The following is a 25,253-nucleotide window of genomic DNA, read 5'->3' on the forward strand; positions in this document are numbered from 1 at the left end:
GAGCGGTGAAGCCGGGTGCCGGTCAGCCGCGGAGCGCGTCGGCGAGGGTGTCCACGACGCGCTGCTGCTGGCCGGGGGTGATCTGCGGGTAGAGCGGGAGCGACAGGATGCGGTCCGCAGCCTGCTCGGCGTGCGGGAAGTCGCCCCGGGAGTACCCGAGATGGCGGTAGGCCGGAGTGAGGTGGACCGGGGCGGGATAGTGCACCCCCGCGCCGATGCCCTCGGCGTTGAGCTTGCCGACGACGGCGTCGCGGTCCGCGCCGGTGACCTGGACGACGTACAGGTGCCAGACGTGGACGTTGCCCGGCGCGGTCACCGGGAGCACGACGCGGCCGGCGTCGGCCAGGTCGGCGAGCAGCGCGTCGTAGCGGGCCGCGGCCGCCCGGCGGGCGGCGTTGCCGTCCGCCAGCCGGGCCAGTTTCGCCCGCAGGACGACGGCCTGCAGCCCGTCCAGGCGGCTGTTGAACCCGGGTACGTCGTGGCGGTACTTGGCGACGCCGCCGTGGTTCGCGATCGCGCGCACCAGTGCGGCCCGTTCCTCGTCGTCGGTGAGCACCGCGCCCGCGTCGCCGTAGGCGCCCAGGTTCTTGCCCGGGTAGAAGCTGGTGGCCGCGATCCCGCCGCTGCCCGGCGACCGTCCGTCTCGGGTGGCGCCCTGGCACTGCGCGGCGTCCTCGACGATCCGCACCCGGTCGGGCAGGTGCCCGGCGAGCTCGGTCACGTCGGCCATCTGCCCGTACAGGTGCACCGGCACCACCGCCCGGGTGGCCGGGCCGACCGCGTCCAGCGCGGCCCGGGGGTCGAGCAGGTGGCTGCCGGGCAGGCAGTCCGCCAGGACCGGCCGGGCGCCGATCCGGGCCACCGCGCCCGCGGTCGCGATGAAGGTGTTGGCGGGCACCACGACCTCGTCGCCGGGCCCCACCCCGCTCGCGCGCAGGGCCAGTTCGACGGCGTCGGTGCCGTTGGCGACGCCGACGCACGTAGCGACGCCGCCGAAGTCCGCGTACGCGCGCTCGAACAGGCGGACCTCCTCGCCGCCGACGAACGCGGTGCCGGCGAGGACCCGTTCGAAGCCGGCCCGTACCTCGTCGGCGACCTCCTCGTGGGCCGCCTTGAGGTCCACCAGCGGTATCTGGTTCATGTGACGGGTCCCCCCATTGTTCGAGTCGCGAGTTCGTCCCGCGCGGGCGCGTCCGCCGCGCGCAGCCGCCGGGCCGGGCTCCCCACCCAGACCTCGCCCGGCGGGACGTCGCCGAGCACGGCACTCCCCATGCCGATCAGCGACCAGGCGCCGACCGTCGTGCCCTCCCTGACCAGGGCCCCGGAGCCCACGTAGGCTCCGCGCTCCAGCCGCGCGCCGCCGCCCACGCGGACGCCGGACGCGAGCGTGGCGTAGTCCTCGACCACGTCGTCGTGGGTGAGGACGACGTGCGGCATCACCGCGACGTGCGCGCCCACGTGCACGGCGGCGGTCAGGGCGCAGTGCGCGAGCAGGACCGAGCCGGGGCCGACCTCGCAGGTCGAGGACACGGCCGCCGCCGGGTGGATCACCGTGGCGTAGCGGTCGGCCGGCAGGCCGAGCCGGCGGACCAGGCGGGCGCGCGCCGCGTAGTCGCGGGGGTTGCCCACGCAGACCACCACGCGGGCGCCGGGCAGGTCGTGGACCAGGTCGCGGCCGCCGAGGACGGGCACGCCGTCCACCGTGGTGCCGTGCAGGGCGGGGTTGTCGTCGAGGTGCCCGAGCAGCTCGGTGCCGCCCGCGTCCCGTACGGCCTGCGCGGTCTCCCGGGCGAAGCCGCCCGCGCCGACGATCACAAGTGCGTTCATCTGCGGGCCTGTTCGCGCAGTGCGGCCACGACGCGGTCCTGCTGGGCCTCGGTCATGGTGTGGAACAGCGGCAGGATCAGCGAGTCGCGGCTGATCCGCTCGGTGACCGGCAGCGGCCCGCGGGGGTGGTCCGCGTAGGCGGGTTCGAGGTGCGCGGCCATGATGCCGCGCCGGGCGGAGACGCCGGCCTCGGCGAGCGCGCCGAGCAGGTCGTCCCGGCCGACGGGGAAGTCCTCGTCCAGCAGCACCCAGTAGGACTGGAAGTTGGACTGCCCGTGCGCGGGGTCGCGGACGGGGGTGAGGCCGGGGACGTCGTGCAGCGCCGCCGCGTACCGGGCCGCCAGTTCGCGGCGGCGGGCGATCATCGCGTCGAGCTTGCCGAGCTGGACCAGGCCGATCGCGGCCTGGACGTCGGTCATCCGGTAGTTGAATCCGACTTCCAGGTAGCTCTCCAGGACGGGCTTGCTGCTCGCGTGCCGGTCCGCTGCCGAGGCGTTCATCCCGTGCTCGCGCAGCCGGCGCAGCCGGGCGGCCCACTCGGCGTCGTCGGTGGTGACCATGCCGCCCTCGCCCGTGGTGACCAGCTTGCGGGGGTGGAAGGACCAGGCGGCGAGCAGCGCGCCGTGCCCGACGGGTTTGCCGCCGGCGGTCGAGCCGATGGCGCAGGCCGCGTCCTCCACCAGGGGCAGGTCCCAGTCGGCGCAGGCGGCCCGCAGGGCGGCCACGTCGGCCGGGACGCCGCCCTGGTGCACGGCGAGGACGGCCCTGGTGCGCGGGGTGCGGACGGCGTCCACGGTGGCCGTGGTCAGGTTGCCCGTCGCCGCGTCGACGTCGGCGAACACCGGCTCGGCGCCGACGTAGCGCACGGCGTTGGCGGTGGCGATGAACGACAGCGAGGGCACCACGACCTCGTCGCCGGGGCCCAGCCCCAGCGCGACGAGCGACAGGTGCAGGGCGGTGGTGCAGGAGCTGACCGCGATGCCGTGCTCGGCCCCCACCCGCTCGGCGAAGGCCCGCTCGAAGGCGGCGACCCGGGGCCCCTGGGCGACCCAGCCGGACAGCACCGCGTCGGAGGCGGCCCGCGCCTCCTCCTCGCCGAGCCAGGGGGTCATCACCGGGATGCGGTCGGTGCTCACTGGGCCGCCTCCCGCTCCGCGCGCCACCACTGGACCAGGTCCCTGAGCCCGGTGCGCAGGTCGATCTCCGCCGTGAACCCGAGCCGCTCGGCGGCCCGCGAGGTGTCCGCGAGCCGTCTGGCGACCCCGTTCACCGCGCGGGCGGGTCCGTGCACCGGCTCCAGGCCCGTCGCCCCCATCGCCTCCAGCAGGCCCTGGGCCAGCTCCTTGAGCGAGGTCTCCGCGCCGCTGGCGATGTTGAACACCTCGTCGGTGACGTCCGACTCGGCGGCCAGCACGTTGGCCCTGGCGATGTCCCGGACGTCGACGAAGTCCATGGTCTGGGTGCCGTCGCCGAGGATGAGGGGCGGCTCGCCCGCCTCGATGCGCTCCATCCAGCGGATGAGCACCTCGGTGTAGAGGCCGTGGATGTCCATGCGGGGGCCGTAGACGTTGAAGTAGCGCAGCGCCACGTAGTCCAGGCCGTACATGGCGTGGAAGCTGCGCAGCATGCCCTCGTTGAAGGCCTTGGCCGCGCCGTAGAAGGTGTCGTTGTTGTAGGGGTGGTGGCGCTCGGTGGTGGGGAAGGTCTCGGCCATGCCGTAGACGGACGCCGAGGAGGAGGCGATCACCTTGGCGACGCCGGCCTCGGCGGCCGCCTCCAGGACGTTGAAGGTGCCGTCGACCAGCACCTCGTTGGCGAGCCTGGGCTCCTCCGCGCACTGGGTGATGCGGATCGCGGCGAGGTGGAACACCAGGTCGGCGCCCTCGGTGACCTTCCGTACGGTGGCGGTGTCCCGGATGTCGCCCTCGACGACCTCCACGACGCCGCTGGGCAGCGCCCGGGCCAGGTTGGCCCGCCGCCCGCGCACGAGGTTGTCCAGCACCACGACCTCGCGGGCGCCGCCCTCGGCCAGGAGGTCGACGAGGTGGGAGCCGATGGTGCCCGCTCCCCCGGTGACCAGGATCTTCTTGCCGCGTACGCTGTTCAACTGCTGTGCCCTTCCGATGGATTCACTGTGCTCAACGTCCGGCACGCAGGCCGACGACCGCGCCCTTGAACGCGAGGCTCCGCGAGGCCGCCTCGAGGATGTCCAGCACCCTGAGGCCCGCCCGGCCGTCGGTCAGCGGCGCCCGGCGCTCCCCGATCGCGTCGGCGAACTCGTCGACCATGCTGCGCAGCGCCTCTTTCTCGCCGATCGCGGGCGCGACCATGTCCCCGGAGCGGTACGAGACGAGCATCTCGCGGCGCTCGTCGGCGCCGATCTCCTGCGGCGTGGCCAGGTCCACGCCCCGGTCGTACACGGCGACGCGCTGCAGGGGGTTGAGGTCGTCCCAGACCAGGGTGCGTTTGGCGCCGCCCACCATGGTGGTGCGGACCTTGGTCGGCGACAGCCAGTTGACGTGCACGTGGGCGATGGCGCCCGTGTTGAGCTGGAGCGTCAGGTAGGCCACGCAGGCCTGTCCGGCGCCGATCGGGTCGGCCCCGTGCGCGGCGACGGCGACCGGCTCGACGGTGTCGGGGAGGATGAAGTCCAGGATCGACAGGTCGTGCGGGGCGAGGTCCCACAGGACGTCGATGTCCTTCTGCACGAGCCCGAGGTTGATGCGGACCGAGTCGACGAAGTGGATGTCGCCGAGCTCTCCGGAGCGGACCAGTTCCCGGATGCGGCCCACGGCGGGCGTGTAGCAGTAGGTGTGGTCGCACATCAGGGTGAGGCCGCGCTCGTCGGCCTCGGTGACCAGGCGCATCCCGTCGGCGTAGGTCGCCGCGAGCGGCTTCTCCACGAGGACGTGCTTGCCGGCGCGCAGGGCGGCCAGGGCGATGTCGAGGTGGGTGCCGGCGGGCGTGGCCACGGCGACGGCGTCGACCGACGGGTCGGCGAGGACGGCCGCGTAGTCCGCGGTGGCCTGGACCGTGGAGTAGCCGCCGAGGACCCGCTGGGCCCGGTCCACGTCGAGGTCGCACAGCCAGCGCAGCCGGAAGCGGTCGCTGGCCTGGAAGTTGCGGACGAGGTTGGGGCCCCAGTAGCCGGCCCCGACGACCGCGACCCCCAACGGCTGTGCACTCTCGCTCACTTGCTTCCCCCTCTTCGCCTGGTCCATCAGTAGGCTCCCGTTCCCCGCACCACCGCGGACCCGGTGCGCAGCAGGATGGTCAGGTCGAGGCCCATCGACCAGTTGTCCACGTATCCGAGGTCGAGCCGGACCGCCTCGTCCCAGGGCAGGTCGGAGCGGCCGCTGACCTGCCACAGCCCGGTGAGGCCGGGTTTGACGAGCAGCCGGCGTTTGATGTCCGGCGTGTACTCCTCCACCTCCTCGGGCAGCGGCGGCCGGGGACCGACGAGCGACATGTCGCCCCGCACCACGTTGATCAGCTGCGGCAGTTCGTCGAGCGAGCTGCGGCGCAGCAGCGAGCCGACCCGGGTGATGCGGGGGTCCTCCTTCACCTTGAACAGCAGGCCGTCGCTGTTCTGGTTGAGGTGGGCCAGTTCCGCCCGCAGTGCCTCCGAGTCCGCCCGCATGGTGCGGAACTTGAGCATGGTGAAGTGGTCGCCGTAGCGGCCCGCCCGCTGCTGCCGGAACAGGGCCGGGCCGGAACTGTCCAGCCGGACGACCAGGGCGATCAGCAGCATGGGCAGCGCGAGGAGGGTCAGGAGCGCCGCCGCGAGCGTGCGGTCGAGCAGTTCCTTCGGCAGCCGGGAGGTGCGGGAGAGGTCGGGCGCCTGGATCCGCAGCAGGGGCACGCCGTTGGTGGGCCGGACGGCCAGCCGGGAGGCGGACACGTCGGTCAGCACGGGTGCCAGCAGGAAGTCGACGCCGTGCGCGGCCGCCGTCCAGGACATCCGGCGCAGGACGGAGGTGTCGAGCCCGGGGGCCGGCAGGACGACCACGGTGCTGATGCGTACGGCGCGCAGCACGTCGGTCATGTCGGCCGGGCCGCCGAGGACGGGCAGCCCCAACTGCCTCACGGAGGAGGCGTTCTGCGGATCGCTGAGGCACACGCCCGCGATCTGCAGGTCCTGGACGCCGCCGCGCCGCAGCACGGCGACCAGTTCCGCGACGTCGTGGGACGGTCCGACGAGGAGGGTCGGGCTGCGGTCCCGGCCCCGCGCCCAGCGCCGGTGCAGCCGGCGGCGCAGCGTGTAGCGGACCGGCAGGGCGATCGCGGCGGCCGGCACCGCGGCCATGATCATGTCATGGAGGAGGCCCGCATCGCGGGTGCCCAGCCAGTACGCGAGCGCGGCCAGCGCGGGCAGCGCGAGGGTGCCGCGCAGCACCCGCCGGTACTCCTCGGTGCCGAGCCCCAACGCGCCGCGGTCGTAGGAGCGGTGGGCCACCATGGCCACGATCCAGGTCGGGGGCAGCACCAGGGACACCGCCCAGCGGCCGTACGCCGCGTGGATCAGGAAGGCCGCGGCGGCAGCGGCCAGAGCGTCCCCGACCAGCAGGACGATCCGGTACCTCTGCTCCCACCGTCTTCGTCGGGTCTGTGGACTTTCTCGGTCCACAACCAGTTGCTCATGCGTGACCTCAATGGTCATGCCCCCCCCACATGCGCTGCTACGCCTGACCGACGTGCCCTCGACACAGCGGCACCGTAAAGCGAGGGGGCTTCAGCGGTTCCCCAACCGCCTCATGCCCCCAGCATGCTGGTTACTGTCCGTTTCGGAATCTGCTCATGGCGCCGGACCGTGACGCACCATCAAGTACCAGTTCCCCACCCAACCGGCCCGGCGGTCCTCAATCTAGACCACGAGGCGCAGTCGCGGGAACGGTTGGTCGAAACACATGTCGCAATAGCGACAGCAACGGCATACTGCCCACGTGACGAGCATCGTGATCCCGGCCCACAACGAGGCGCGGGTCATCGGCCGGCTCCTCGACTCCCTGCTGGCCGGCCTCCCGGAGGACGACACCGACGTCGTCGTCGTGTGCAACGGCTGTACGGACGACACCGCGCGGATCGCGGCCGAACGCGGCCCGCGCGTGCGGGTGGTGGAGACACCCGTCCCGTCCAAGCACGCCGCCCTGCGCACGGGTGACGACCACGCGCGCGGCTTCCCCCGGGTCTACGTGGACGCCGACGTCGTGATCCCGGGCACCGACGTCCTGGCGCTGACCGAGCACCTGCACGACGCGACCTCGGGCATCCTCGCCACCGCCCCCGAACGGCAGATTCCGCTGGCCGCATCGGCCTGGCGGGTGCGCGCCTACTACCGGGTGTGGCAGCGTCTCCCGGCCGTCCGCGAGGGGCTGTTCGGCCGGGGTGTCATCGCCGTCTCCAAGGCCGGGCACGACCGGATCGCCGCGCTGCCGCCGCTGATGGCCGACGACCTGGCCGCGTCCCTGGCGTTCGCCGCCGAGGAGCGGCGCGTCGTCGGCGCGGCCCGTGTCGTGATCCAACCGCCGCGTACCTGGCGGGACTTGATCAAGCGGCGGATCCGGGCCGCGGTGTCCACCGCCCAGGTCGAGGAGCACCAGCGGCCCGAGGAGCCCTCGGCGCGCACGAGCACGGCGGACCTCACCGCCCTGCTGCGCGCGGAGCCGACGCTCCTGCCGGGTGTCGTAGTGTTTCTCGCGGCGGCGGTCGCCGCCCGGCGGGGGGCCGCCCGGGCCATCCGGGCACAGGACTTCGGGACCTGGCTCCGGGACGAGAGCAGCCGGCAGAACTGACCGCCCCGGGCCCCGGGGTCCGGTCGCACCGCACGTGGAGCCTTGTCTTGTACCTCACCGATCGTTCCGCGCCGGCGAAGGCGGACGCCGGCCAGGGCCGAAGACGCGGCCGCGGGCCCCGGGTCGCCCCGGTGGTGCTCGTGCTGGGCGCGGTCAGCCTGGTCACCGACATCTCCTCGGAGATGGTCACCGCCGTCCTGCCGCTGTACCTGGTCAGCACGCTCGGCTTCAGCCCGCTCGGCTTCGGCACCCTCGACGGCGTCTACAACGGTGTCAGCGCCCTGGTCCAGCTCACCGGCGGCCACCTCGCCGACCGGGCGCGCAACCACAAGCTGCTGGCCGGGCTGGGCTACGGCCTGTCCGCGCTGTGCAAGCCGCTGCTGCTGCTCGCGAGCGGCCTCGGCACGCTCGGCACGGTCCTCGCGCTGGACCGCACCGGCAAGGGCCTGCGCACCGCCCCGCGCGACGCGATGATCTCCCTGTCCACCCCGCCCGAGACCCAGGGCCGGGCCTTCGGCGTGCACCGGGCGATGGACACCACCGGCGCGATGCTCGGCCCACTGGCCGCCTTCCTCATCCTGCGGGCGGCCACCGACGGCTACGACGCGGTGTTCGGCGTGAGCACGTGCGTGGCCGCGCTCGGCGTGCTGGTGCTGGTGCTGTTCGTGCCGGGGCGGGGCGAGGGGGCGCGCGGGGGCGCGGGTGCGGTGGCTGGGGCGACTCACGGGGCGGGTGTGGCCGACGTGGCGGATGCGGCCGGTGGGACCGACCTGGCCGACGCGACCGACCTGGCCGACGCGGCTGGGGTGGCCGAAACAGTCCGCGCTGCCAACACGGCCGACGCGACCGGCGCGGAGCACGGGCGCCGGCCCGTCCGCCCGGGCGAGGCGCTCGCGTTGCTGCGGCTGCCGCGGCTGCGGGTGCTCGCCGGGTGTGCCGCGCTGCTCGGTCTGACCACCGTCAGCGACGCCTTCGTCTACCTGCTGCTGCAACGGCGCGCGGGCATCGGCGAGGAGTGGTTCCCGCTGCTGCCGCTGGGCACCGCCGCCGTGTTCCTCCTGCTGGCGCTGCCCCTGGGGACGCTGGCCGACCGGATCGGGCGGCGCACCGTGTTCCTCGCCGGGCACGTGGCCCTGCTCACCGGCTACGCCCTCCTGCTGTGGGCCCCGGACACGCCGGTCCTGCCCCCGGTCGTACTCGCCCTGCACGGCGCGTTCTACGCGGCCACCGACGGGGTGCTCCCGGCCGCCCTCGCCGACATGGTGCCCGAGCAGCTGCGCGCGAGCGGCCTCGCCGTCGTCGGCACCAGCCAGGCGCTGGCCCGGTTCTGCTGCTCGCTGGCCTTCGGCGCCGCCTGGACGGCGTGGGGCGACGGCCCGGCGCTCGCCGGGGCGGCGGCCGGCCTGCTGTGCTGCGCGGCCGTCGCGGGCGCGGTGCTGCGGCCGGCCGGCGGGACCCGGTGACCAGGACATGACCACCACCGCGACAAGGACCACCATGACACCGATACGCCGCCGCCTGTTCGTCCTCGTCGCGGCGGTGCTGCTGCTCGCCGGCGCGGGCACGGGCATCGTCCTGCACGCGGCCTCCCGCGCGGACCGGGCGAACCGGCCGCAGTCGGGCGGCCCCGCCGTCAGCGCGGGCGAGCTGACCCTCGGCAGCAAGGGCCGCCTGGCCTTCGTCAACGCGGCCCCCGGCCCGCACCGCACCGCGGTCTCCTCGGTGCCGTCCACCGACCCGGGCGGCGCCCGGACCGCCACCCGCCTCAACTGCGCGCGGTTCTACGCGGCGGCCGGCACGGGCATCTGCCTGAAGTCCGACCCCGGCGTCCTCAAGCAGAGCAACCGCGCCCTGCTCCTGGACGCGGGCCTGCGCACGCGGCGCACCTTCCCGCTCGCGGGCACGCCCAGCCGGGCCCGGGTCTCGCCCAGCGGCCGCTTCGCCGCCTGGACCGTCTTCGTCTCCGGCGAGTCCTACTCGTCGGCCTTCTTCTCCACCCGGACCTCGGTCCTGGACACCCGCACGATGCGGCTGACGCCGAGCCTGGAGTCGTTCTCCGTGGTCCTGGACGGCAAGCCCTACCACGCCTCGGACATCAACTACTGGGGCGTCACCTTCGCCGCCGACGACGACACCTTCTACGCCACCCTCAACACGGCCGGCAAGACGTACCTGGTCCGGGGTTCGCTCTCCCGGCGCACGGTCACCACCCTGACCGAGAACGTGGAGTGCCCCTCCCTCTCCCCCGACGGGACGCGCATCGCCTTCAAGAAGCGGATCCTGTCCCGGACGAACCTCTGGCACGAGTACGTCCTCGACCTGCGCACCCTGCGCGAGACGGCGCTCGCCGAACGGCACAGCGTCGACGACCAGGCCACCTGGCTCGACGACCACACCGTCGCCTACGCCCTCCCCGCGAACGGCACGGTCGGCAGCAGCGACCTGTGGAGCGTCCCCGCGGACGGCACGGGCACACCCCGCCTGCTCGTCCGGGGCGCCTCCTCCCCGGCGCCGCTGTAGGCCGCCGCGCCCCGGGACCGGCGCCGTACTGCAGCGGCGCAGGGCCGAGAACAGGGCGGCCGAGCCGCACACCACGAACCCGATCGCGTAGGCTGCGGGGGCGCGAGGCGGAGGAGAGCGCGCCGCGGGCGGAGGACGGCACGCAGCGGACCGTCCTCACGACGGGGTGAGGTTCCGGGCGTGACCAGGAGGCCGTACCGGGACGCCCGGTGCGGCCCGCGCCGCCCGTTCACCGGAACGTTAGCTGTCCCACGTTCCGGCCGGGGGCTGAGTGCCGTCCCGTTCCGCCCCGTTGACCTCGGTAACCGGTGATCCACCCTGCCCGCCGGTGAGCGAGGTCATGCCCATGGACTACTGCATCCCCTGCGACCGCACCCTCAACGGCGCCGTGACGTGCCCGGAGTGCGGGGCGTACGACTCCGGGCCGGCAGAGGCGAGCGACCGCGGCGACAGCGCTCCGGTGGCGGTCGCCCCGCTGCCGGATGCCCTTTTCGGCGACGAACCGGGCCCGCACGAGGCCCTGGAGATACTCGAGTCCCCCACTACCGCGCGGGCCGACCGGCCACGGAGGCTGAGGAGATACGCCGGCCGGGCGCTGGCCGCGGCCGCCTTCACCGTGCTCGGCGGCGTGGCCGCCGCGACGCTGCTGCCTCAGCAGACGAGCCCCCGGGCGGCACCGGCACCGGACCAGCCGCTCCCCGACGAGTCCCGGGTCCAGGTCACCGACGCGCCGGCCGCACCGAAACCCACGGCCACACACGGCACGCGCGAGGGTCACCGGGGCCGTATCACCGGCCGTCCCGCACGCCCTGGCCCGACGGCGTCCCACCGGCAGCCACCGGCCACCCGGACTCCCACCGCCACCGCCGTCTCGCGTCCTCCGGCGAAGGCCGACCCGACCCCCCGGCGGCCCAGTGGCCGCCCGAGTCCGGCCGCGCCGACGGGGACCCCGACCGCGCGGCCGTCCGCCGGTCCTTCCGGCACAGTGAGCGCATCACCCAGTGCCAGTGCCTCACCGAGCGCGGAAACGATCGAGAGGCCACCTCGGCTCACGCCGTGATGACCTCTGACCACTGCTCCGCACGTCGGGACGACAGGATTTGAACCTGCGACCCCTTGACCCCCAGTCAAGTGCGCTACCAAGCTGCGCCACGTCCCGTTGCGGCTCACGCGGTGGTGTTCCGCGTGATCACGCAGGTCGACCCTACCGCACTCGTGCCGGTTCCCGTGCGCTCCCGGTCGCGGCGGGAGCCGGGACGCGGGCGGTGCGGTGGGCCGGGACGAGGAGGGCGGCACCGGCGGCGGCCAGGCAGAGCAGGGCGAGCAGGGCCCAGCCGTGGGTGTAGCCGGAGGCGTAGGGCAGCCCGGAGGGCTGGAGGCGGCCGGTGACCAGGACGCCGGTGACCGCGGCGCCGATGGAACCGCCGATGGTGCGGATGTTGGCGTTCATACCGGTGGCGGCGCCGGTCTGCTCGGGCGGGACGCTGCCGACGACGAGGTTGGCCATCGAGGCGTAGGCCAGCCCGATGCCGAGTCCGAACAGGCCCGCGACGACGGCGATCTGCCACGGCGCGTCGTGCCACAGGGTGAGGAAGCCGCAGGCGAGCGCGCCGAGTGCGGCGCCCGCGGTCAGCAACGCCTTGGCGCCGACGCGGGGTTCGAGGCGGCCGGCGAGGACGCCGGAGAGGAACATCGCTGCCAGCATCGGCAGCATGAGCAGTCCGGCGGCGGTGACGCTCGCTCCGAAGCCGTAGCCGGCCGCGGACGGCGTCTGGACGAAGCCGGGCAGGAAGGACCAGATCGCGTACATGCCCGCGCCGAAGAGCAGGGCGGCGGCGTTGGTCGTCCACACCGCGGGCAGCCGCATCACGCGCAGGTCGATGAGGGGGCTGCGGGAGCGCGCCTCGGTGGCCAGCCAGAGGGCGAACAGCGCGACGGCGGCGGCGAGCAGGCCGAGCACCCGCGCCGAGCCCCAGCCCCACCGCCCGGCCTCGCTGAGCGGCAGCAGCAGGGCGACCAGCCAGGCGGAGAGCAGTGCGGCGCCCAGCCAACTGACCTTCCCCTCCGCACGGTTGGGGGACTCGGGGACGTAGCGCAGGGCGATCAGGACGGTCACGGCGACGACGGCCACCGGGATCCAGAACAGCCAGCGGTAGTCGAGGGCTGAGACGATGGGGCCGGCGGCCACCATGCCGACGCCGCCGCCCGCGGCGATCACGGCGGACAGGTTGCTGATGCTGCCGCTGACCTCGGAGGGCGCGAACTCGTCGCGGATGATGCCGAAGGAGAGCGGGAACAGGGCGCCGCCGGCGCCCTGGACGACCCGGGCGACGATCAGTACGCCGATGCTCGGGGCGAGCGCGGCGAGGAGGCAGCCAGCGAGGACGGTCGCCAGGACGGCCACGAGGGTGCGTTTGCGGCCGGCCAGGTCGCCGACGCGGCCGAGGATCGGGGTGAAGACCGAGGCGGACAGCAGATAGGCCGTCATCACCCAGGTCGCGGTGGACTGGGAGGTGTGCAGCGCGTGCTGGACGGTCGGCAGGGCCGGCGCGATCAGCGACTGCAGCATGGCGAACACGCCGGCACCGGTCGCGAGGACCGCGAAGGTGAGGCGGGTGGACGTGCGGGGCATGGCGGAGCCTCTCCGGATCGGAGCGGAGGGTCGGACGGGCCGGGGAGGGCGGGCGGTGCGCGGTGCGGCAGGGCCCGGGCCCCCGGGGGTGCGGGCGGCCCGCGCCGGGACGCGTCCGTCCACGGCGAAGCCGGCCTCGCACTGGTAAAGTGGAGGTACCCCTCCACTGTAGCGGAGGTGACCCTCCACTTCAAACAATCGGAGGCATTCCTCCGGTTCACCGGCTCCCCGGGAGGCAGCAGTGACGGCCACGCCGTACCCCGTCAGCGAGATCGTCGCGACCCGCCGGCCGCACCGGAAGGACGCCGCCCGCAACTACGACGCCCTCCTCGCCGCCGCCCGGGAGGCGTTCGCCGAGCACGGCGCGGAGGCCTCCCTGGAGGACATCGCCCGCCGCGCGGGCGTGGGCATCGGCACCCTGTACCGCAACTTCCCCACCCGCCGCGACCTCTTCGAGACCGTCTACGCCGACGAGGTCGACGCCCTGTGCCAGGCGGCCGTCGAGCTGGCCGGCCGGGAGCCGTGGGAGGCCCTGACGGCCTGGCTGGACCGGTTCGCCGGCTACATGGTCACCAAGCGCGCGGTACGCGAGGCCCTGAACGACGAGTCGGACATCTTCGTGGCCTGCCGCGACTCGATGTACGCGGCCGGCGGCCCGCTGCTGGAGCGCGCCCAGCAGGCGGGCGCGGCCCGGGCCGACATGGACTTCGGGGACCTGCTGCGGATGGTCGCCGGCATCACGGCGACGGCCTTCGAGGACGACGCCCGGCGCCGGCGCGTCCTGTCCATCGCCCTGGACGGCGTGCGCACCGGCCGCTGAGCCCGGCTCCCCCGGTTGTGCGGGCTACTTGATGAGCGCGTTGGCCACCACCACGATCACCCCGAGCAGCGCGTCGCCCAGGCCGATCAGGGCGGCGACCGGCCAACTGCTCCTGGCCCGGCGTGCGGTGACCAGTCCGAGGGTGAACAGGATCGCCATGTTCAGGCCGAACGCCGGGTACTCCACGCCGGTCGCGGACCACCAGCCCCAGCCCGCGCCCGCGAGCAGGAACACCGTCGGCAGCACGGCCGTGACCAGCGGCCACTCGTCGGCGAGGGCACGCAGGGCGACCAGGCGGCGGCGTGGGTCGCGCTCGGCGATGTAGTGGGCGTAGCCGTGGGCCAGGGCGGAGGCGAAGGCGGTGACCAGCAGCCAGAGCGCGTCGTAGCGGCGGCTGGCGGCGGAGTTGTGGCCGTACTGGGTGAGCGCGGCGACCAGTGAGCTGGCGAGGACGGCGCCGTAGACACCCCCGAACAGCACGGCCTCGCGCGTGCCGTGCCCCCGGCGCGGCTCGCCGGCGGCCGCCGTTGAATCGGCCATGCCTCCCACGATGACCCGCACCGGCCCGGCCCGCCACTCGCCGGCCCGACGAAGTGTCCTCCCACCAGCCCCGATGCCGCACACTCTGTCGACGGCCGGGCGGCCCGCACCCTGGCTAGGGTCGGCGCATGACGCACAGCTTCGCGCTCCACATCCCGGACGCCGCCCTCGAACCCGAGCCCCTCGACCCGGAGCAGATCGTCTCCGGCAGCCCGGAGGTGACCGGGAAGGTGGTCTGGGAGTCGGCGGACGGCCGGCAGATCCGCGGCATCTGGCAGATCACGCCCGGCGTGGTCACCGACACCGAGGCGGACGAGCTGTTCGTGGTGGTCAGCGGGTCGGCGACGATCGAGGTCGAGGGCGGGCCGGTGCTGCGGGTGGGGCCCGGCGACATGGCCGTGCTGCGCGCCGGCGACCGTACGACGTGGACGGTGCACGAGACGCTGCGCAAGGCGTACGCGATCACCCTGTGAGGCCCGGGGGCGGCGCCGTCGTGCCGTGACCTCCGGCGTCACGGCCTGACCGGTCCACGCGGCGGTGGCGCTGTCGAAGGGGGACCGGAACCTTGACACGCTCCATTTGTCAGAACAAAGGTGGCCCGCACAGAAGCATGGACCCGTCCAATGAGGTCAAGAGGGGCTGTCATGGTGGATGCGCTCGGTGTCGCCGTCGTCGGGTTCGGGTGGATGGGCCGGGTGCACACCCAGGCCTACGCCCGCGTCCGGCACCACTATCCGCGGCTCCCCCTGCGTCCGGAACTGGTCGCGGTGGCCGAGGAGGTGCCGGGGCGGGCCGAGGAGGCCGCCGAGCGGTACGGCTTCGCGACGGCGACCCGCGACTGGCGGGAGGTGGCCGCCGACCCGCGGGTGCGGGCCGTCAGCGTCACCGCTCCCAACTTCCTGCACCGGGAGATCGGCGTCGCGATGGCCGAGGCGGGCAAGCACCTGTGGATCGAGAAGCCGGTCGGGCTGACCGGTGAGGACGCCCGCGCGGTCGCCGACGCCGTCGCCCGGGCCGGCGTCCAGGGCGCGGTCGGGTTCAACTACCGCAACGCGCCCGCCGTGGAGGCCGCCCGCGACCTGATCGCCTCCGGCGGGATCGGTACGGTCACCCATGTCCGCATCCGCCTGTTCAGCGACTACGCGGCCCACCCGGACGGCGCGCTGACGTGGCGTTACGAGCGCGAGCGGGGCGGCAGCGGGGTGCTCGGCGACCTGGCCTCGCACGGCGCCGACCTGGCCAGGTTCCTGCTCGGCGACATCGCCTCGCTGACCGCGGACACGGCGGTGTTCGTCCCGCAGCGGGCGCGTCCGGCCGGCGCCACCGCGGGCCACGCGCTGGCCTCGGGCGGCGAGCCGGGCCCGGTCGAGAACGAGGACTACGTCGGCTGCCTGCTGCGCTTCGCCTCCGGCGCCCGCGGCGTCCTGGAGGCCTGCCGGGTATCGGTCGGCGAGCAGAACAACTACGGCTTCGAGGTGCACGGCACCAGGGGCGCGGTGTTCTGGGACTTCCGCAGGATGAACGAGCTCGGGGTGAGCCGCGGCACGGCCTACCAGGACGAGCCGGTGAGCACCGTGTACGTCGGCCCGGGCGACGGCGAGTTCGCCGCGTTCCAGCCGGGCGCGGCCAACGCGATGGGCTACGACGACCTCAAGGTCATCGAGGCCCACCGGTTCCTGCGCTCGATCGCGGAGGGCAGGCCGTACGGCACCACCCTCGCGGACGCGGTGCGCAGCGCCGAGGTGCTGGACGCCATGGTGGTGTCGGCCGAGAGCGGCGCGTGGGTCAGCCTGCCGTCGTCGTAGGCATGTTGTACGGGGTGACCACCTGGATGGCGGACGGCAGGACCGGCCCGGCCGGCGGCAGGGCGCCGTGGTGGCGCATCACCTCGTGGCAGGCCTCGCGCAGGTCGTGCCGCAGGTCGTGGTGGAGCACGGCGGACAGGCGGTGCTCGCGCAGCAGGCGGGTGTTGTCGTGGTCGAGGTCGTGCGCGACGAACACCGCGCACTCCCGGCCGAGGTCGGCGAAGGCGCGCAGGGTGGCGTTGTTGCCGCCGCCGATGGAGTACACGGCCCGGATCTCCGGGTCGCGTTCGAGCGCGGCGCGGACGAGGTCGTACTGGGTGGCGTCCAGGCCCTGCCCCTCGGCCGTCTCCACCAGCGTGCGCTGCGGGTGCCGGGCCCGCATGACGCTGCGGAATCCCATCTCCCGCTCCTCCTCGTTGCGGAAGAAGCCGCTGCTGAGGCTGGTGAGGACGTTGCCGGGCCGGTCGCCGAGCCACTGGCCCGTCAGATAGGCGGCGGTCGCGCCCGCGGCCCGGTTGTCGATGCCGACGTAGGCGAGACGGCCGCTGGCGGGCAGGTCGGTGACGAGGGTGACGACGGGGATGCCGGCCGCGATGAGCCGGCCGACTGCGGCGGTGATCTCGGGGACGTCCGGCGCCTTGAGGATCACGCCCTGCGAGCCCCGGCGGGCGATCCGGTCCAGCGTCGCGACCTGCTCGGCCACGGGTCCGGTCTCGCGGAAGTGGAAGCGGGAGCGGACCACCGCCGGGTGCAGCGCGGGCAGCTCGGCCTCCAGGGCGGCGCGCACGGCGGTGGTGAACCGCTCGGGCGCCCGCACCACGATGTCGACCATGAAGGTCCGGCCCACCAGCCGGACCTGGGTGCGCTGCCGGTCCAGGTCGGCGATGGCGCGGTGCACCTCCCGCGCGGTGCTCTCCCGCACGCCTCCCCTGCCGTTCAGCACCCGGTCCACGGTGGCCTCGCTGAGTCCTGCCTGTCGTGCGATCTCCCGGAGGGGGAACGGGTGGCCCATGGACCGGCTCCTTGAGGGGTTTTTGATGGTTGCCTGCTGGTTGTTCGAGGGGTTTGTACTGACAAGAATGACAGGGCCGCGTCGCTCCCGTGACCGAAAGAAGGACACCGATGTCCCTCACCCCCGCAGCCGGCCCCGCCTGGCTGTCCGAGCAGGACTGCGACCTCGGCGCGCTGCGCGCCCTGGTCGAGCGGACCACCGACCTCGCCGACCACCCGTACGCGGACTCCGTGGACCGGGGCGTCCCGGTGTACGACGGGGAGCGGCTGCGCGCCGCCGGTGACCGCCGCGCCGTGCAGGCCGAGCTGGTGCGGGCCCTGGCGGACGGTCCCGGCATCGTGGTGTTCAAGGGCGCGTTCCCCGACCCGGAGGTCGTCGACCGGGCCACGGCCGTCTTCGACGCCCTGATCGCCGCACAGCGCGCCTCGGGCGCGGCGGCCGGGGACCACTTCGCCCGGCCGGGCGCCAACGACCGGGTGTGGAACGCGCTGGAGAAGGGCGCGCTGCACGACCCCGCCGCGTTCGCGGACTACTACGCCAACGACCTGCTGGCCCTGGTCGCCGAGGCCTGGCTGGGCCCCGGCTACCAGGTGACCTCGCAGATCAACGTGGTCAACCCGGGCGGCGCCGCGCAGACGGTGCACCGCGACTACCACCTCGGATTCCTGGCGAACGAGGTCGCGGCCCGCTACCCCGCCCAGGTGCACCGCCTCTCCCCCGTGCTCACCCTCCAGGGCGCCGTCGCGCACTGCGACATGCCGGTGGAGTCGGGTCCGACGCTGTACCTGCCGTACTCGCAGCGGTACGAGCCGGGGTACCTGGCCTGGCGGCTCCCCGAGTTCCAGGCCTACTTCGAGGCGCACCACGTCCAGCTCCCGCTGGCCAAGGGCGACGCGGTGTTCTTCAACCCGGCACTGTTCCACGCCGCCGGCTCGAACCGCTCGGCGGACGTCCGCCGGATGGCGAACCTGCTCCAGGTGTCCTCCGCGTTCGGGCGGGCCATGGAGACCGTGGACCGGGCGGCGGTCGTGGACGCGGTGTACCCCGTCCTGCTGGAGCGCAGGGCCGAGGGCGTGGGCGAGCGGTGGCTGGCGAACGTGGTCGCCGCGTGCGCCGAGGGCTACCCCTTCCCCACCAACCTCGACGGCGACCCGCCGGTCGACGGCCTCGCCCCGCCCTCGCAGGCCGACCTGGTACGCCGGGCCCTGCGCGAGGAATGGACCCCCGGCACGCTCCGCGAGGAGCTGCGCGCGGCCGCCCGGCGGCGCGAGAGCTGAGGAGAGACCCATGGGACTGCTCGACGACAAGGTCGTCCTCGTCAACGGCGGCAGCCAGGGCGTGGGCGCCGCGATCGCGCGGGCCGCCGTGCGGGAGGGGGCGGCGGTGACCGTGACCGGCCGCCGCCCCGGGCCCGGTGAGGCGCTGGTGGCCGAACTGGCGGCGGCGGGCGGCAAGGCGGCGTTCCACCGCGCCGACCTGGCGGACGCCGCGCAGGCGAAGGCGTCGGTGGCCGCGGCCGTCGAGGCGTACGGCCGGATCGACTGCCTGGTGAACTCGGCGGGGCTGACGTCGCGGGGCACCCTGCTGGACACCACGCCCGAACTGTTCGACGCGCACATCGCGATCAACCTCAAGGCGCCGTTCTTCGCGATGCAGGCGGCGGTCGCCGACATGGTGGCCCGCGGGGCGCCGGGCACGATCGTCAACGTCATCACCTCGTCGGCGCACGGCGGCCAGCCGTTCCTCGCCCCGTACGTCGCCGCGAAGGCGGGTCTCGTGGGCCTGACCCGGAACGCGGCGCACGCCCACCGCTGGGACCGGATCCGGATCAACGGCCTGAACATCGGCTGGACCGCCACCGAGGGCGAGGACGCCACCCAGCGCGCCTTCCACGGCGCCGGCGACGACTGGCAGGAGCAGGCCGCGGCACGGCTGCCGATGGGCAGGCTCGGCCGGCCGGACGAGATCGCCGACTTCGTGGTCCTCCTGCTGTCCGACCGCTCGGGCGTGGTCACCGGCTCGGTGATCGACTGGGACCAGAACGTCCTCGGCGGCCTCGACTAGCCGTCAGCCTCCTCCCGTACCACCGCACGTCCGCACTTCGCACCTTAGGAGCCGCACCCCTCATGCGCATCGGAATCCTCGGCCTCGGCCGCATCGGCGCCTTCCACGCCGAGACCCTCTCCGCACTGGACGCCGTCGAGTCGCTCGTCGTCGCCGACCCCTTCGCGGACGCCGCGAAGGTCGCCGCCGAGCGGTTCGGCGCCGAGGTCGCCGACTCGCCGGAGGCCCTGCTGGCCGCCGGGGTGGACGGCCTGGTCGTCGCCGCGGCCACGGACGCCCACCCGGCGCTGATCCTGGCCGGTGCCGAGGCCGGCGTGCCGGTCTTCTGCGAGAAGCCGGTCGCCCGCACCATGGCCGAGGGCATGGAGGTCCTCAAGGCCCTGCGCGGCCACGACGTGCCCGTGCAGATCGGCTACAACCGCCGCTTCGACGCGGGCTTCGCCGCCGCGCGGGCCGCCGTACGCGCCGGTGAGCTGGGCGCGCTGCACACCGTGCGCTCCACGACCCTGGACCCGGCGCCGCCGCCGGCCGCGTACGTCGCCGCCTCCGGCGGCATCTTCCGCGACTGCTCCGTGCACGACTTCGACATCATCCGCTGGGTGACCGGCCACGAGGTCACCGAGGTGTACGCGGTGGGCGGCAACCGGGGCGCCGCCTACATCAGGGAGGCGGGCGACGCGGACACCACCGGCGCGATCCTCACCCTGGACGACGGCACGATCGCGGTGGTCTCCAACTCGCGCCACAACGCCCGGGGTTACGACGTGCGCATGGAACTGCACGGCTTCGCGGACTCCCTCGCCGTCGGTCTGGACGACAAGCTGCCGCTGCGCTCGGTCGAGCCGGGCGTGACCTTCCCGGCCGGCACCCCGCACGACTTCTTCATGGACCGCTTCACCGACGCCTACCGCGCCGAACTGACGGCCTTCACCGAGGTGGTGGCGGGCACCCGCCCCTCTCCGTGCACCGTCGAGGACGCCCTGGAGGCGGGCTGGATCGCGGAGGCCTGCACCCTGTCCCTGCACGAGCACCGCCCGGTGACGCTCGCGGAGGTACGCGGGGACTGAGACGCGCGAAGACGGCGCCGGGCGTGGGTCCGGCGCCGTACGCGTGCCCTGCCGGCCGCGTCAGCCGCAGTACCGCACCAGCCACTCGTCCGCGTGGTACCGGTCCCGTGCCGGGTCCGGCAGGGTCGCGGGCCTGGTCTCCACCATGTCCTCCGGGCGTATCCGCTCGGGCAGGCGGCTGAAGCGCTGGGTGTGCGGGGCCGTCTCGGTGGCTTCCCGGGGCGCCGTGTCCGGCTGGGTGCGATGTGCCATGTCGTCCTCCCGTCGTCGCGGGCGTTCCCCCGTCGGAAGGTGGAACGCCCGCGTGCCCCGGTTGGTTCCCGGCCTGCGCCCGGTCAATCCCCCGCGGGCGCTGTGAGGTCGTCCCCGCCCGGGAGACCGCCGGTGTCGACGCCGCGGACCTGCGCCAGTTCGTGCTTGAGGGCCGCGAGTTCGGCGCCGCCCGCCATGTGGTTGGTCAGCTCCTCCAGGCCGACCTCGCTGCGGGGGGCGCTCAGCTCCAGGGTGCCCAGGCGCAGGACGCTGAAGTGGTCGCCGACCATGTAGGCGTGGTGGGGGTTGTGGGTGATGAAGATGACGCCCAGCCCGCGGTCGCGGGCGGCGGCGACGTACTTCAGCACCACGCCCGACTGCTTGACGCCCAGGGCGGCGGTCGGCTCGTCGAGGATGAGCACGCGGGCGCCGAAGTAGACGGCGCGGGCGATGGCCACGCACTGGCGCTGGCCGCCGGACAGGGTGCCGATGGGCTGTTCGAGGTCGTCCAGGACGATGCCCATGTTGCGCAGTTCCCGGTCGGCGGTGGCCTTCATGCGGGCGATGTCCAGGCGGCGGACCGGCCAGGGGCCCTTGGTCATCTCCGAGCCGAGGAAGAAGTTGCGCCACACCGGCATCAGCGGCACCGTCGCCAGGTCCTGGTAGACGGTGGCGATGCCGCGGTCGAGGGCTTCGCGCGGGGTGCTGAAGCGCACCGGCTGCCCGTCGACGAGGAACTCGCCCTCGGTGTGCTGGTGCAGCCCCGAGACGATCTTGATGAGGGTGGACTTGCCGGCGCCGTTGTCGCCGAGGACGCAGGTCACCTTCGCGGGGTGGACGGCGAGGTCGACGCCGTGCAGGGCGCGGATGTTGCCGTAGGACTTGCCCGCGCCGCGCAGCTCGACCAGGGGGGCCTCGCCGGGGGGCGGGGGGTCGGCGAGGACGGCGCCGTGCGTGCCGGCTTCGTTGCTTGTCATCGCGGGTTACCTCCGGGTCGCGGTGCGCTGGACCCACAGATTGATCAGGACGGCGCCGAGCAGCATCACGCCGAGGAAGGCCTTGAACCAGTCGGGGTTCCAGCCGGCGTAGACGATGCCCTGGTTGACCATGCCGAACATGAACGCGCCGAAGACCGGGCCGATCGCGGAGCCGTAGCCGCCGGTGAGCAGGCAGCCGCCGATGACGGCCGCCGCGATGTAGATCAGCTCCTGGCCGACGCCCTCACCGGACTGCACGGTGTTGAAGGAGAACAGGTTGTGCATGCCGATGAACCAGGCGCCGAACCCGACGAGCGTGAACAGCGTGATCTTGGTGAACTTCACCGGGACGCCGACCGCGCGGGCGCTGTCCTGGTTGCCGCCGACCGCGAAGACCCAGTTGCCGTACTTGGTGCGCAGCAGCACCCAGGTCGCCAGCGCGGCGAAGACCACCCACCAGACCACCGTGATCTTGATCTCCACGCCCCCGACGTCGAAGGACGAGGCGAAGATCCTGCGCGCCTGGTCGAAGCCGTCCATGTCGCTGATGTCGTCCGTGGCGACGTTGCCGGTGACCAGCTTGGTCACGGCGAGGTTCACGCCCTGCAGGATCAGGAAGGTGCCGAGGGTGACCAGGAAGCTGGGCAGGCCGGTCCGCATCACCATCCAGCCGTTGAACGCGCCGATGGCGAGCGAGACGGCCAGCGCGACGATCACGCCGACCCACACGTTCATCGTGAGCTGGTAGCTGAGCATGCTCGCGGTCAGCGCGGAGCTGATCACGGCGACACCCGAGGACAGGTCGAACTCGCCGCCGATCATCAGCAGCGCGACCGGCAGGGCCATGATGCCGATGGTCGAGGACTGGTAGAGGACCGTGGCCATCGAGCTGCCCTGGCGGACCGTGGGCGCCGCGATCAGGAAGAAGACCAGGACGGCGACGGCACCGAGGAAGACGCCCACTTCGGGCCGGGCCAGCAGCCTGAGGGCCAGCGGGCGCCGCGCGGTACGGCCGTCGACCTCCTTGCGGCCGGGGGCCGGCGGTGTCCCCACCGCCGGCTCGGCGTGCTGGGCCATGCTCATCACCGGGTGCCCTTCGCGGCGAACTCGGCGATGCGGTCGACGTTGGACTTGTCGACGAAGGCCGGGCCGGTGAGCACCGGCTGCTCGCCGCCGCCGCTGTAGTTGCCGTTGTTCTTGTAGAGCCACAGGGAGTCGACCGCGAGGTAGCCCTGCAGGTAGGGCTGCTGGTCCACGGCGAACTGGATGGTGCCCTTCTGGATGGCGCCGGTCAGCTGCTTGTTCAGGTCGAACGTGGCGATCTTGGCCTTGCTGCCGGCGTCGGACACCGACTGCACGGCGGTCAGCGCGAAGGGGGCGCCGAGCGTGACCACGTAGTCGATGCCGGAGTCCTGCTTGAGCTTGGCGGTGATCGTCGACTTCACGGACGGCATGTCGGTGCCGTTCACGTAGAGCGTCTCGGTCGTGCCGGAGAAGGTCTTCTTCACGCCGTCGCAGCGCTGGGTGAGGCCGATGTTGCCCTGCTCCTGGATGACGCAGACGGCCTTCTTGGCGCCGACCTCGTTCAGCTTCTTGCCGAACGCCTCGCCCGCCACCGTCTCGTCCTGGCCGAAGAACTCCATCAGGCCGAGCTTCTTCCAGTCGCTCACCCCGGAGTTCAGGCCGACCACGGGTATCTTCGCCGACGTGGCCTTGGCGATCACGCCCTTCATGGCGTCGGGCTTGGCCAGGGTGAGCGCGATGCCGTCGACCTTCTGGTCGACCGCGTTCTGGACCAGGTTGGCCTGGGTGCCCGCGTTGGGGTCGTTGGAGTAGACGAGCTTGATGTTGTCCTTGGCGGCCGCGGCCTCGGCGCCCTTGCGGACGATGTCCCAGAAGGTGTCGCCCGCCGACTGGTGGGTGACCAGGGCGACCGTCATCCGGGGGGTGGTCGCCTTGCCCGCCGAGGCGTTCGATCCTCCCCCTTCGGCCTTCTTCCCGCCGGAGCTGCTGGAGCAGCCGGCGAGGGTGAGGGCTGCCGCGGCGGCCACGGCCGCGACGGGGGCCAGCCTGCGGAAGCGGGAGTGAGAAGAGCGGTCCATCGTTCCTGCACCTCACTGTGCGACGGGAAGGGGCGCGGTGTGCGTTGGACCGGATCCAAGTCCTTGCCGCGCCCACTGTCAATACTTTGTTAAGACATCACTTCACGAGGTGGTCAGGATGTCCGTACATATAGCCGACACCTCCATCCTCTCCACCTGCACCCGAAAGCATGACCTACCCGGCGAGCGCACCGACGACCCGGTCCGCCGTCACGGCCCGCGCGCCGCGCCTCCCGCCGCTGGTCAGACCCCGAAGCGGAACCCCCTCGTTCACACAGCCCCGCGGCCGCCCGGCGCCGCGGGGGCTTCTCGTCTGCCCTTCAACAAAGTTGCAGGTGACCGTGACGATTACGTTTCGGGCAAGACACACGTCCAAGCGCCCGGAGGCTATTGACGCATGAGCGGACATGAGGCTGTTATTACGCCCACGATGTTCGGTCGAGTTGGTTTCTGATCGGTTTCGAGAACCTTTCGGGAGCGCCGACTCATCCCCTTGGCCGAACCCTGTACGCCTCAGGAGCCGCCATGCGCCTCTCCCCGTCCGGCCTCGCCGTCCCGGGTCCCAGCCGTCGTTCCCTGCTGCGCGGGGCCGGCGGTGCCGCCCTCCTCGCGGGTGCCGGCATACCCCTGCTGTCCGCCTGCGGCGGCAGCGGTTCGTCCTCCGACCCGAAGACGGTCACCGTCGGCTCCAACGCCTCGGACGCGGTGCCGAAGAAGGCGTTCGCGGAGATCTACGCGGCCTTCAAGAAGCAGTCCGGCGTCACGGTCGACGTCAACACCAAGGACCACAACACCTTCCAGGAGCAGATCAACTCCTACCTCCAGGGCACGCCGGACGACGTGTTCAACTGGTTCGCGGGCTACCGCATGCAGTTCTTCGCGAAGAAGGGGCTCGCGTCCCCGATCGACGACGTGTGGGCGAAGATCGGCGGCAACTTCCCCGACGCGATGAAGAAGCTCAGCAAGGGCGAGGACGGCAAGTACTACTTCGTGCCGCTGTACACGTACCCGTGGGCGATCTTCTACCGCAAGAGCGTGTTCCAGAAGCACGGTTACGAGGTCCCCACCACCTGGGACAAGTTCGTCGCCCTGTGCAAGCAGATGAAGAAGGACGGCCTGGTCCCGATCGCCTTCGGCGACAAGGACGCCTGGCCGGCGATGGGCACCTTCGACCAGATCAACTTCCGCGTCAACGGCTACGACTTCCACGTCGAGCTGATGGCCGGCAAGGCCGCCTGGACCGACGCCAAGGTCAAGGCCGCCTTCGACCACTGGGCCGAGATCCTCCCCTACCACCAGGACGGCTTCATGGGCCGCACCTGGCAGGACGCCGCCCAGTCCCTGGTGTCCAAGAAGGCCGGCATGTACCTCCTCGGCTCCTTCGTGGCCCAGCAGTTCACCGACAAGGCCGACCTGGACGACCTCGACTTCTTCGCCTTCCCGGAGATCAACCCCGCCTACGGCCAGGACACCGTCGAGGCGCCCACCGACGGCTTCATGGTCAGCAAGGCCCCGAAGAACCACGCGGGCGTCGTGAAGCTGCTGGAGTACCTGGGCACGCCGGAGGCCGAGCAGATCTACCTCAAGGCCGACTCCAGCGTGGTGGCCGCCTCCACCAAGGCCGACACCTCCGCGTACTCGCCGCTGCAGAAGAAGGCGTTCGAGATGATCTCGGGCGCCAAGAGCCTCACCCAGTTCATGGACCGCGACTCCCGCCCGGACTTCACCTCCACGGTGATGCAGCCCGGCCTGCAGAAGTTCCTGCAGAACCCGAAGGGCGTGGACAGCCTGCTGTCGTCCATCGAACGCCAGAAGAAGCAGATCTTCGCGTCCTCGTGAGCAG

Annotated in this window: 23 protein-coding genes and 1 tRNA gene; 10 read left to right on the top strand and 14 right to left on the bottom strand. The window is 72.9% G+C overall.

Annotated elements, in window-relative coordinates; genetic code table 11:
- Positions 1 to 22: 22 nt before the first annotated feature.
- Genes AQJ66_RS25875 through AQJ66_RS25900 form a run of 6 tightly spaced genes read right to left on the bottom strand, consistent with a single transcriptional unit; the run spans position 23 to position 6,487 of the window.
- Positions 23 to 1,141 (bottom strand): DegT/DnrJ/EryC1/StrS family aminotransferase, encoded by a 1,119-nt coding sequence (locus tag AQJ66_RS25875; RefSeq protein ID WP_061926812.1) that lies wholly within the window; start codon positions 1,139 to 1,141, stop codon positions 23 to 25.
- On the bottom strand, positions 1,138 to 1,827 hold the full coding sequence (locus tag AQJ66_RS25880) for an acetyltransferase (protein ID WP_061926814.1): 690 nt from the start codon (positions 1,825 to 1,827) through the stop codon (positions 1,138 to 1,140). The genes AQJ66_RS25875 and AQJ66_RS25880 overlap by 4 nt, the downstream gene beginning before the upstream one ends.
- Positions 1,824 to 2,963 carry a DegT/DnrJ/EryC1/StrS family aminotransferase gene (locus AQJ66_RS25885; protein WP_079060430.1) on the bottom strand — a complete coding sequence of 380 codons (1,140 nt, stop codon included), beginning with the start codon at positions 2,961 to 2,963 and terminating at the stop codon, positions 1,824 to 1,826. Before AQJ66_RS25885 ends, AQJ66_RS25880 begins: the two co-directional genes overlap by 4 nt.
- Positions 2,960 to 3,934, bottom strand: coding sequence for an SDR family NAD(P)-dependent oxidoreductase (locus tag AQJ66_RS25890; RefSeq protein WP_061926816.1), 975 nt, complete (start codon positions 3,932 to 3,934; stop codon positions 2,960 to 2,962). Before AQJ66_RS25890 ends, AQJ66_RS25885 begins: the two co-directional genes overlap by 4 nt.
- A 31-nt stretch (positions 3,935 to 3,965) precedes the next feature.
- Positions 3,966 to 5,021, bottom strand: a complete 1,056-nt coding sequence (locus AQJ66_RS25895; RefSeq protein ID WP_208611459.1) for a Gfo/Idh/MocA family protein — start codon at positions 5,019 to 5,021, stop codon at positions 3,966 to 3,968.
- Between the two features lie 26 nt (positions 5,022 to 5,047).
- Positions 5,048 to 6,487, bottom strand: a complete 1,440-nt coding sequence (locus AQJ66_RS25900; RefSeq protein WP_061926820.1) for a sugar transferase — start codon at positions 6,485 to 6,487, stop codon at positions 5,048 to 5,050.
- 283 nt (positions 6,488 to 6,770) lie between these two features.
- Here AQJ66_RS25900 and AQJ66_RS25905 point away from each other — a divergent pair, with 283 nt between their 5' ends.
- From AQJ66_RS25905 to AQJ66_RS25915, 3 genes are read left to right on the top strand one after another with little or no spacing between them, the layout of a single operon-like run.
- The gene (locus AQJ66_RS25905) at positions 6,771 to 7,619 is read left to right on the top strand and encodes a glycosyltransferase family 2 protein (protein ID WP_061926822.1); all 849 of its coding nucleotides are present in this window, start codon (positions 6,771 to 6,773) and stop codon (positions 7,617 to 7,619) included.
- A 47-nt stretch (positions 7,620 to 7,666) separates the two neighbouring features.
- The gene (locus AQJ66_RS25910; RefSeq protein ID WP_061926824.1) at positions 7,667 to 9,082 is read left to right on the top strand and encodes an MFS transporter; all 1,416 of its coding nucleotides are present in this window, start codon (positions 7,667 to 7,669) and stop codon (positions 9,080 to 9,082) included.
- Between the two features lie 34 nt (positions 9,083 to 9,116).
- Entirely contained in the window at positions 9,117 to 10,139 is a 1,023-nt protein-coding gene (locus tag AQJ66_RS25915; protein WP_061926826.1) for a TolB family protein, read from the top strand.
- A gap of 1,085 nt (positions 10,140 to 11,224) precedes the next feature.
- Here AQJ66_RS25915 and AQJ66_RS25920 read toward each other — a convergent pair.
- Both AQJ66_RS25920 and AQJ66_RS25925 read right to left on the bottom strand, forming a co-directional pair.
- Positions 11,225 to 11,298: transfer RNA gene (locus AQJ66_RS25920), tRNA-Pro, on the bottom strand.
- A gap of 45 nt (positions 11,299 to 11,343) precedes the next feature.
- Positions 11,344 to 12,771, bottom strand: coding sequence for an MFS transporter (locus tag AQJ66_RS25925; protein ID WP_061926827.1), 1,428 nt, complete (start codon positions 12,769 to 12,771; stop codon positions 11,344 to 11,346).
- A gap of 241 nt (positions 12,772 to 13,012) precedes the next feature.
- Here AQJ66_RS25925 and AQJ66_RS25930 point away from each other — a divergent pair, with 241 nt between their 5' ends.
- Positions 13,013 to 13,591 carry a TetR/AcrR family transcriptional regulator gene (locus AQJ66_RS25930; protein ID WP_061926829.1) on the top strand — a complete coding sequence of 193 codons (579 nt, stop codon included), beginning with the start codon at positions 13,013 to 13,015 and terminating at the stop codon, positions 13,589 to 13,591.
- 24 nt (positions 13,592 to 13,615) lie between these two features.
- Here the strand turns inward: AQJ66_RS25930 and AQJ66_RS25935 are convergent, their stop codons facing one another.
- The gene (locus AQJ66_RS25935) at positions 13,616 to 14,131 is read right to left on the bottom strand and encodes a hypothetical protein (protein ID WP_061927012.1); all 516 of its coding nucleotides are present in this window, start codon (positions 14,129 to 14,131) and stop codon (positions 13,616 to 13,618) included.
- Positions 14,132 to 14,259: 128 nt separating this feature from the next.
- Between AQJ66_RS25935 and AQJ66_RS25940 the strand changes: the two genes are divergently transcribed.
- Together AQJ66_RS25940 and AQJ66_RS25945 are read left to right on the top strand one after the other, a co-directional pair.
- A complete protein-coding gene (locus tag AQJ66_RS25940; RefSeq protein ID WP_061926831.1) occupies positions 14,260 to 14,604 on the top strand; it encodes a cupin domain-containing protein in 345 nt (114 codons plus the stop codon).
- 171 nt (positions 14,605 to 14,775) lie between these two features.
- Positions 14,776 to 15,936 (top strand): Gfo/Idh/MocA family protein, encoded by a 1,161-nt coding sequence (locus AQJ66_RS25945; protein ID WP_061926833.1) that lies wholly within the window; start codon positions 14,776 to 14,778, stop codon positions 15,934 to 15,936.
- On the opposite strand, the gene AQJ66_RS25950 is transcribed toward AQJ66_RS25945, so the two are convergent.
- Positions 15,917 to 16,948: a LacI family DNA-binding transcriptional regulator gene (locus AQJ66_RS25950; RefSeq protein ID WP_061926835.1), complete on the bottom strand. Its 1,032-nt coding sequence runs from the start codon at positions 16,946 to 16,948 to the stop codon at positions 15,917 to 15,919. The genes AQJ66_RS25945 and AQJ66_RS25950 overlap by 20 nt on opposite strands.
- 110 nt (positions 16,949 to 17,058) lie before the next feature.
- Here AQJ66_RS25950 and AQJ66_RS25955 point away from each other — a divergent pair, with 110 nt between their 5' ends.
- The 3 genes from AQJ66_RS25955 (at position 17,059) to AQJ66_RS25965 (ending at position 20,079) form a co-directional block, all read left to right on the top strand.
- Positions 17,059 to 18,225 carry a phytanoyl-CoA dioxygenase family protein gene (locus tag AQJ66_RS25955; protein WP_061926837.1) on the top strand — a complete coding sequence of 389 codons (1,167 nt, stop codon included), beginning with the start codon at positions 17,059 to 17,061 and terminating at the stop codon, positions 18,223 to 18,225.
- Between the two features lie 10 nt (positions 18,226 to 18,235).
- A complete protein-coding gene (locus tag AQJ66_RS25960) occupies positions 18,236 to 19,012 on the top strand; it encodes an SDR family oxidoreductase (protein ID WP_061926839.1) in 777 nt (258 codons plus the stop codon).
- A gap of 62 nt (positions 19,013 to 19,074) precedes the next feature.
- Positions 19,075 to 20,079, top strand: a complete 1,005-nt coding sequence (locus tag AQJ66_RS25965) for a Gfo/Idh/MocA family protein (protein WP_061926841.1) — start codon at positions 19,075 to 19,077, stop codon at positions 20,077 to 20,079.
- Positions 20,080 to 20,139: 60 nt separating this feature from the next.
- Here the strand turns inward: AQJ66_RS25965 and AQJ66_RS25970 are convergent, their stop codons facing one another.
- The 4 genes from AQJ66_RS25970 to AQJ66_RS25985 form a co-directional block, all read right to left on the bottom strand.
- Positions 20,140 to 20,331 (bottom strand): hypothetical protein, encoded by a 192-nt coding sequence (locus tag AQJ66_RS25970; RefSeq protein ID WP_061926843.1) that lies wholly within the window; start codon positions 20,329 to 20,331, stop codon positions 20,140 to 20,142.
- A gap of 83 nt (positions 20,332 to 20,414) precedes the next feature.
- Positions 20,415 to 21,308 (bottom strand): ATP-binding cassette domain-containing protein, encoded by an 894-nt coding sequence (locus AQJ66_RS25975; RefSeq protein ID WP_061926845.1) that lies wholly within the window; start codon positions 21,306 to 21,308, stop codon positions 20,415 to 20,417.
- A 6-nt stretch (positions 21,309 to 21,314) separates the two neighbouring features.
- Positions 21,315 to 22,391, bottom strand: a complete 1,077-nt coding sequence (locus AQJ66_RS25980; RefSeq protein WP_061926847.1) for an ABC transporter permease — start codon at positions 22,389 to 22,391, stop codon at positions 21,315 to 21,317.
- Complete coding sequence (locus AQJ66_RS25985; RefSeq protein ID WP_061926849.1) at positions 22,391 to 23,410, bottom strand: sugar ABC transporter substrate-binding protein; 1,020 nt, start codon at positions 23,408 to 23,410, stop codon at positions 22,391 to 22,393. Before AQJ66_RS25985 ends, AQJ66_RS25980 begins: the two co-directional genes overlap by 1 nt.
- A gap of 525 nt (positions 23,411 to 23,935) precedes the next feature.
- Between AQJ66_RS25985 and AQJ66_RS25990 the strand changes: the two genes are divergently transcribed.
- Entirely contained in the window at positions 23,936 to 25,249 is a 1,314-nt protein-coding gene (locus tag AQJ66_RS25990; RefSeq protein ID WP_061926851.1) for an ABC transporter substrate-binding protein, read from the top strand.
- Positions 25,250 to 25,253 lie beyond the last annotated feature (4 nt).

The organism is Streptomyces bungoensis, from assembly GCF_001514215.1.
Taxonomy (GTDB): domain Bacteria; phylum Actinomycetota; class Actinomycetes; order Streptomycetales; family Streptomycetaceae; genus Streptomyces; species Streptomyces bungoensis.

Excerpts from the sequence above, each read along its gene's own strand:
- AQJ66_RS25875 (WP_061926812.1), bottom strand. The coding sequence starts at position 1,141 with ATGAACCAGATACCGCTGGTGGACCTCAAGGCGGCCCACGAGGAGGTC.
- AQJ66_RS25880 (WP_061926814.1), bottom strand. The coding sequence starts at position 1,827 with ATGAACGCACTTGTGATCGTCGGCGCGGGCGGCTTCGCCCGGGAGACC.
- AQJ66_RS25900 (WP_061926820.1), bottom strand. The coding sequence starts at position 6,487 with ATGACCATTGAGGTCACGCATGAGCAACTGGTTGTGGACCGAGAAAGT.
- AQJ66_RS25915 (WP_061926826.1), top strand. The coding sequence starts at position 9,117 with ATGACACCGATACGCCGCCGCCTGTTCGTCCTCGTCGCGGCGGTGCTG.
- AQJ66_RS25925 (WP_061926827.1), bottom strand. The coding sequence starts at position 12,771 with ATGCCCCGCACGTCCACCCGCCTCACCTTCGCGGTCCTCGCGACCGGT.
- AQJ66_RS25935 (WP_061927012.1), bottom strand. The coding sequence starts at position 14,131 with ATGGCCGATTCAACGGCGGCCGCCGGCGAGCCGCGCCGGGGGCACGGC.
- AQJ66_RS25940 (WP_061926831.1), top strand. The coding sequence starts at position 14,260 with ATGACGCACAGCTTCGCGCTCCACATCCCGGACGCCGCCCTCGAACCC.
- AQJ66_RS25945 (WP_061926833.1), top strand. The coding sequence starts at position 14,776 with ATGGTGGATGCGCTCGGTGTCGCCGTCGTCGGGTTCGGGTGGATGGGC.
- AQJ66_RS25950 (WP_061926835.1), bottom strand. The coding sequence starts at position 16,948 with ATGGGCCACCCGTTCCCCCTCCGGGAGATCGCACGACAGGCAGGACTC.
- AQJ66_RS25955 (WP_061926837.1), top strand. The coding sequence starts at position 17,059 with ATGTCCCTCACCCCCGCAGCCGGCCCCGCCTGGCTGTCCGAGCAGGAC.
- AQJ66_RS25960 (WP_061926839.1), top strand. The coding sequence starts at position 18,236 with ATGGGACTGCTCGACGACAAGGTCGTCCTCGTCAACGGCGGCAGCCAG.
- AQJ66_RS25965 (WP_061926841.1), top strand. The coding sequence starts at position 19,075 with ATGCGCATCGGAATCCTCGGCCTCGGCCGCATCGGCGCCTTCCACGCC.
- AQJ66_RS25970 (WP_061926843.1), bottom strand. The coding sequence starts at position 20,331 with ATGGCACATCGCACCCAGCCGGACACGGCGCCCCGGGAAGCCACCGAG.
- AQJ66_RS25975 (WP_061926845.1), bottom strand. The coding sequence starts at position 21,308 with ATGACAAGCAACGAAGCCGGCACGCACGGCGCCGTCCTCGCCGACCCC.
- AQJ66_RS25980 (WP_061926847.1), bottom strand. The coding sequence starts at position 22,391 with ATGAGCATGGCCCAGCACGCCGAGCCGGCGGTGGGGACACCGCCGGCC.
- AQJ66_RS25985 (WP_061926849.1), bottom strand. The coding sequence starts at position 23,410 with ATGGACCGCTCTTCTCACTCCCGCTTCCGCAGGCTGGCCCCCGTCGCG.
- AQJ66_RS25990 (WP_061926851.1), top strand. The coding sequence starts at position 23,936 with ATGCGCCTCTCCCCGTCCGGCCTCGCCGTCCCGGGTCCCAGCCGTCGT.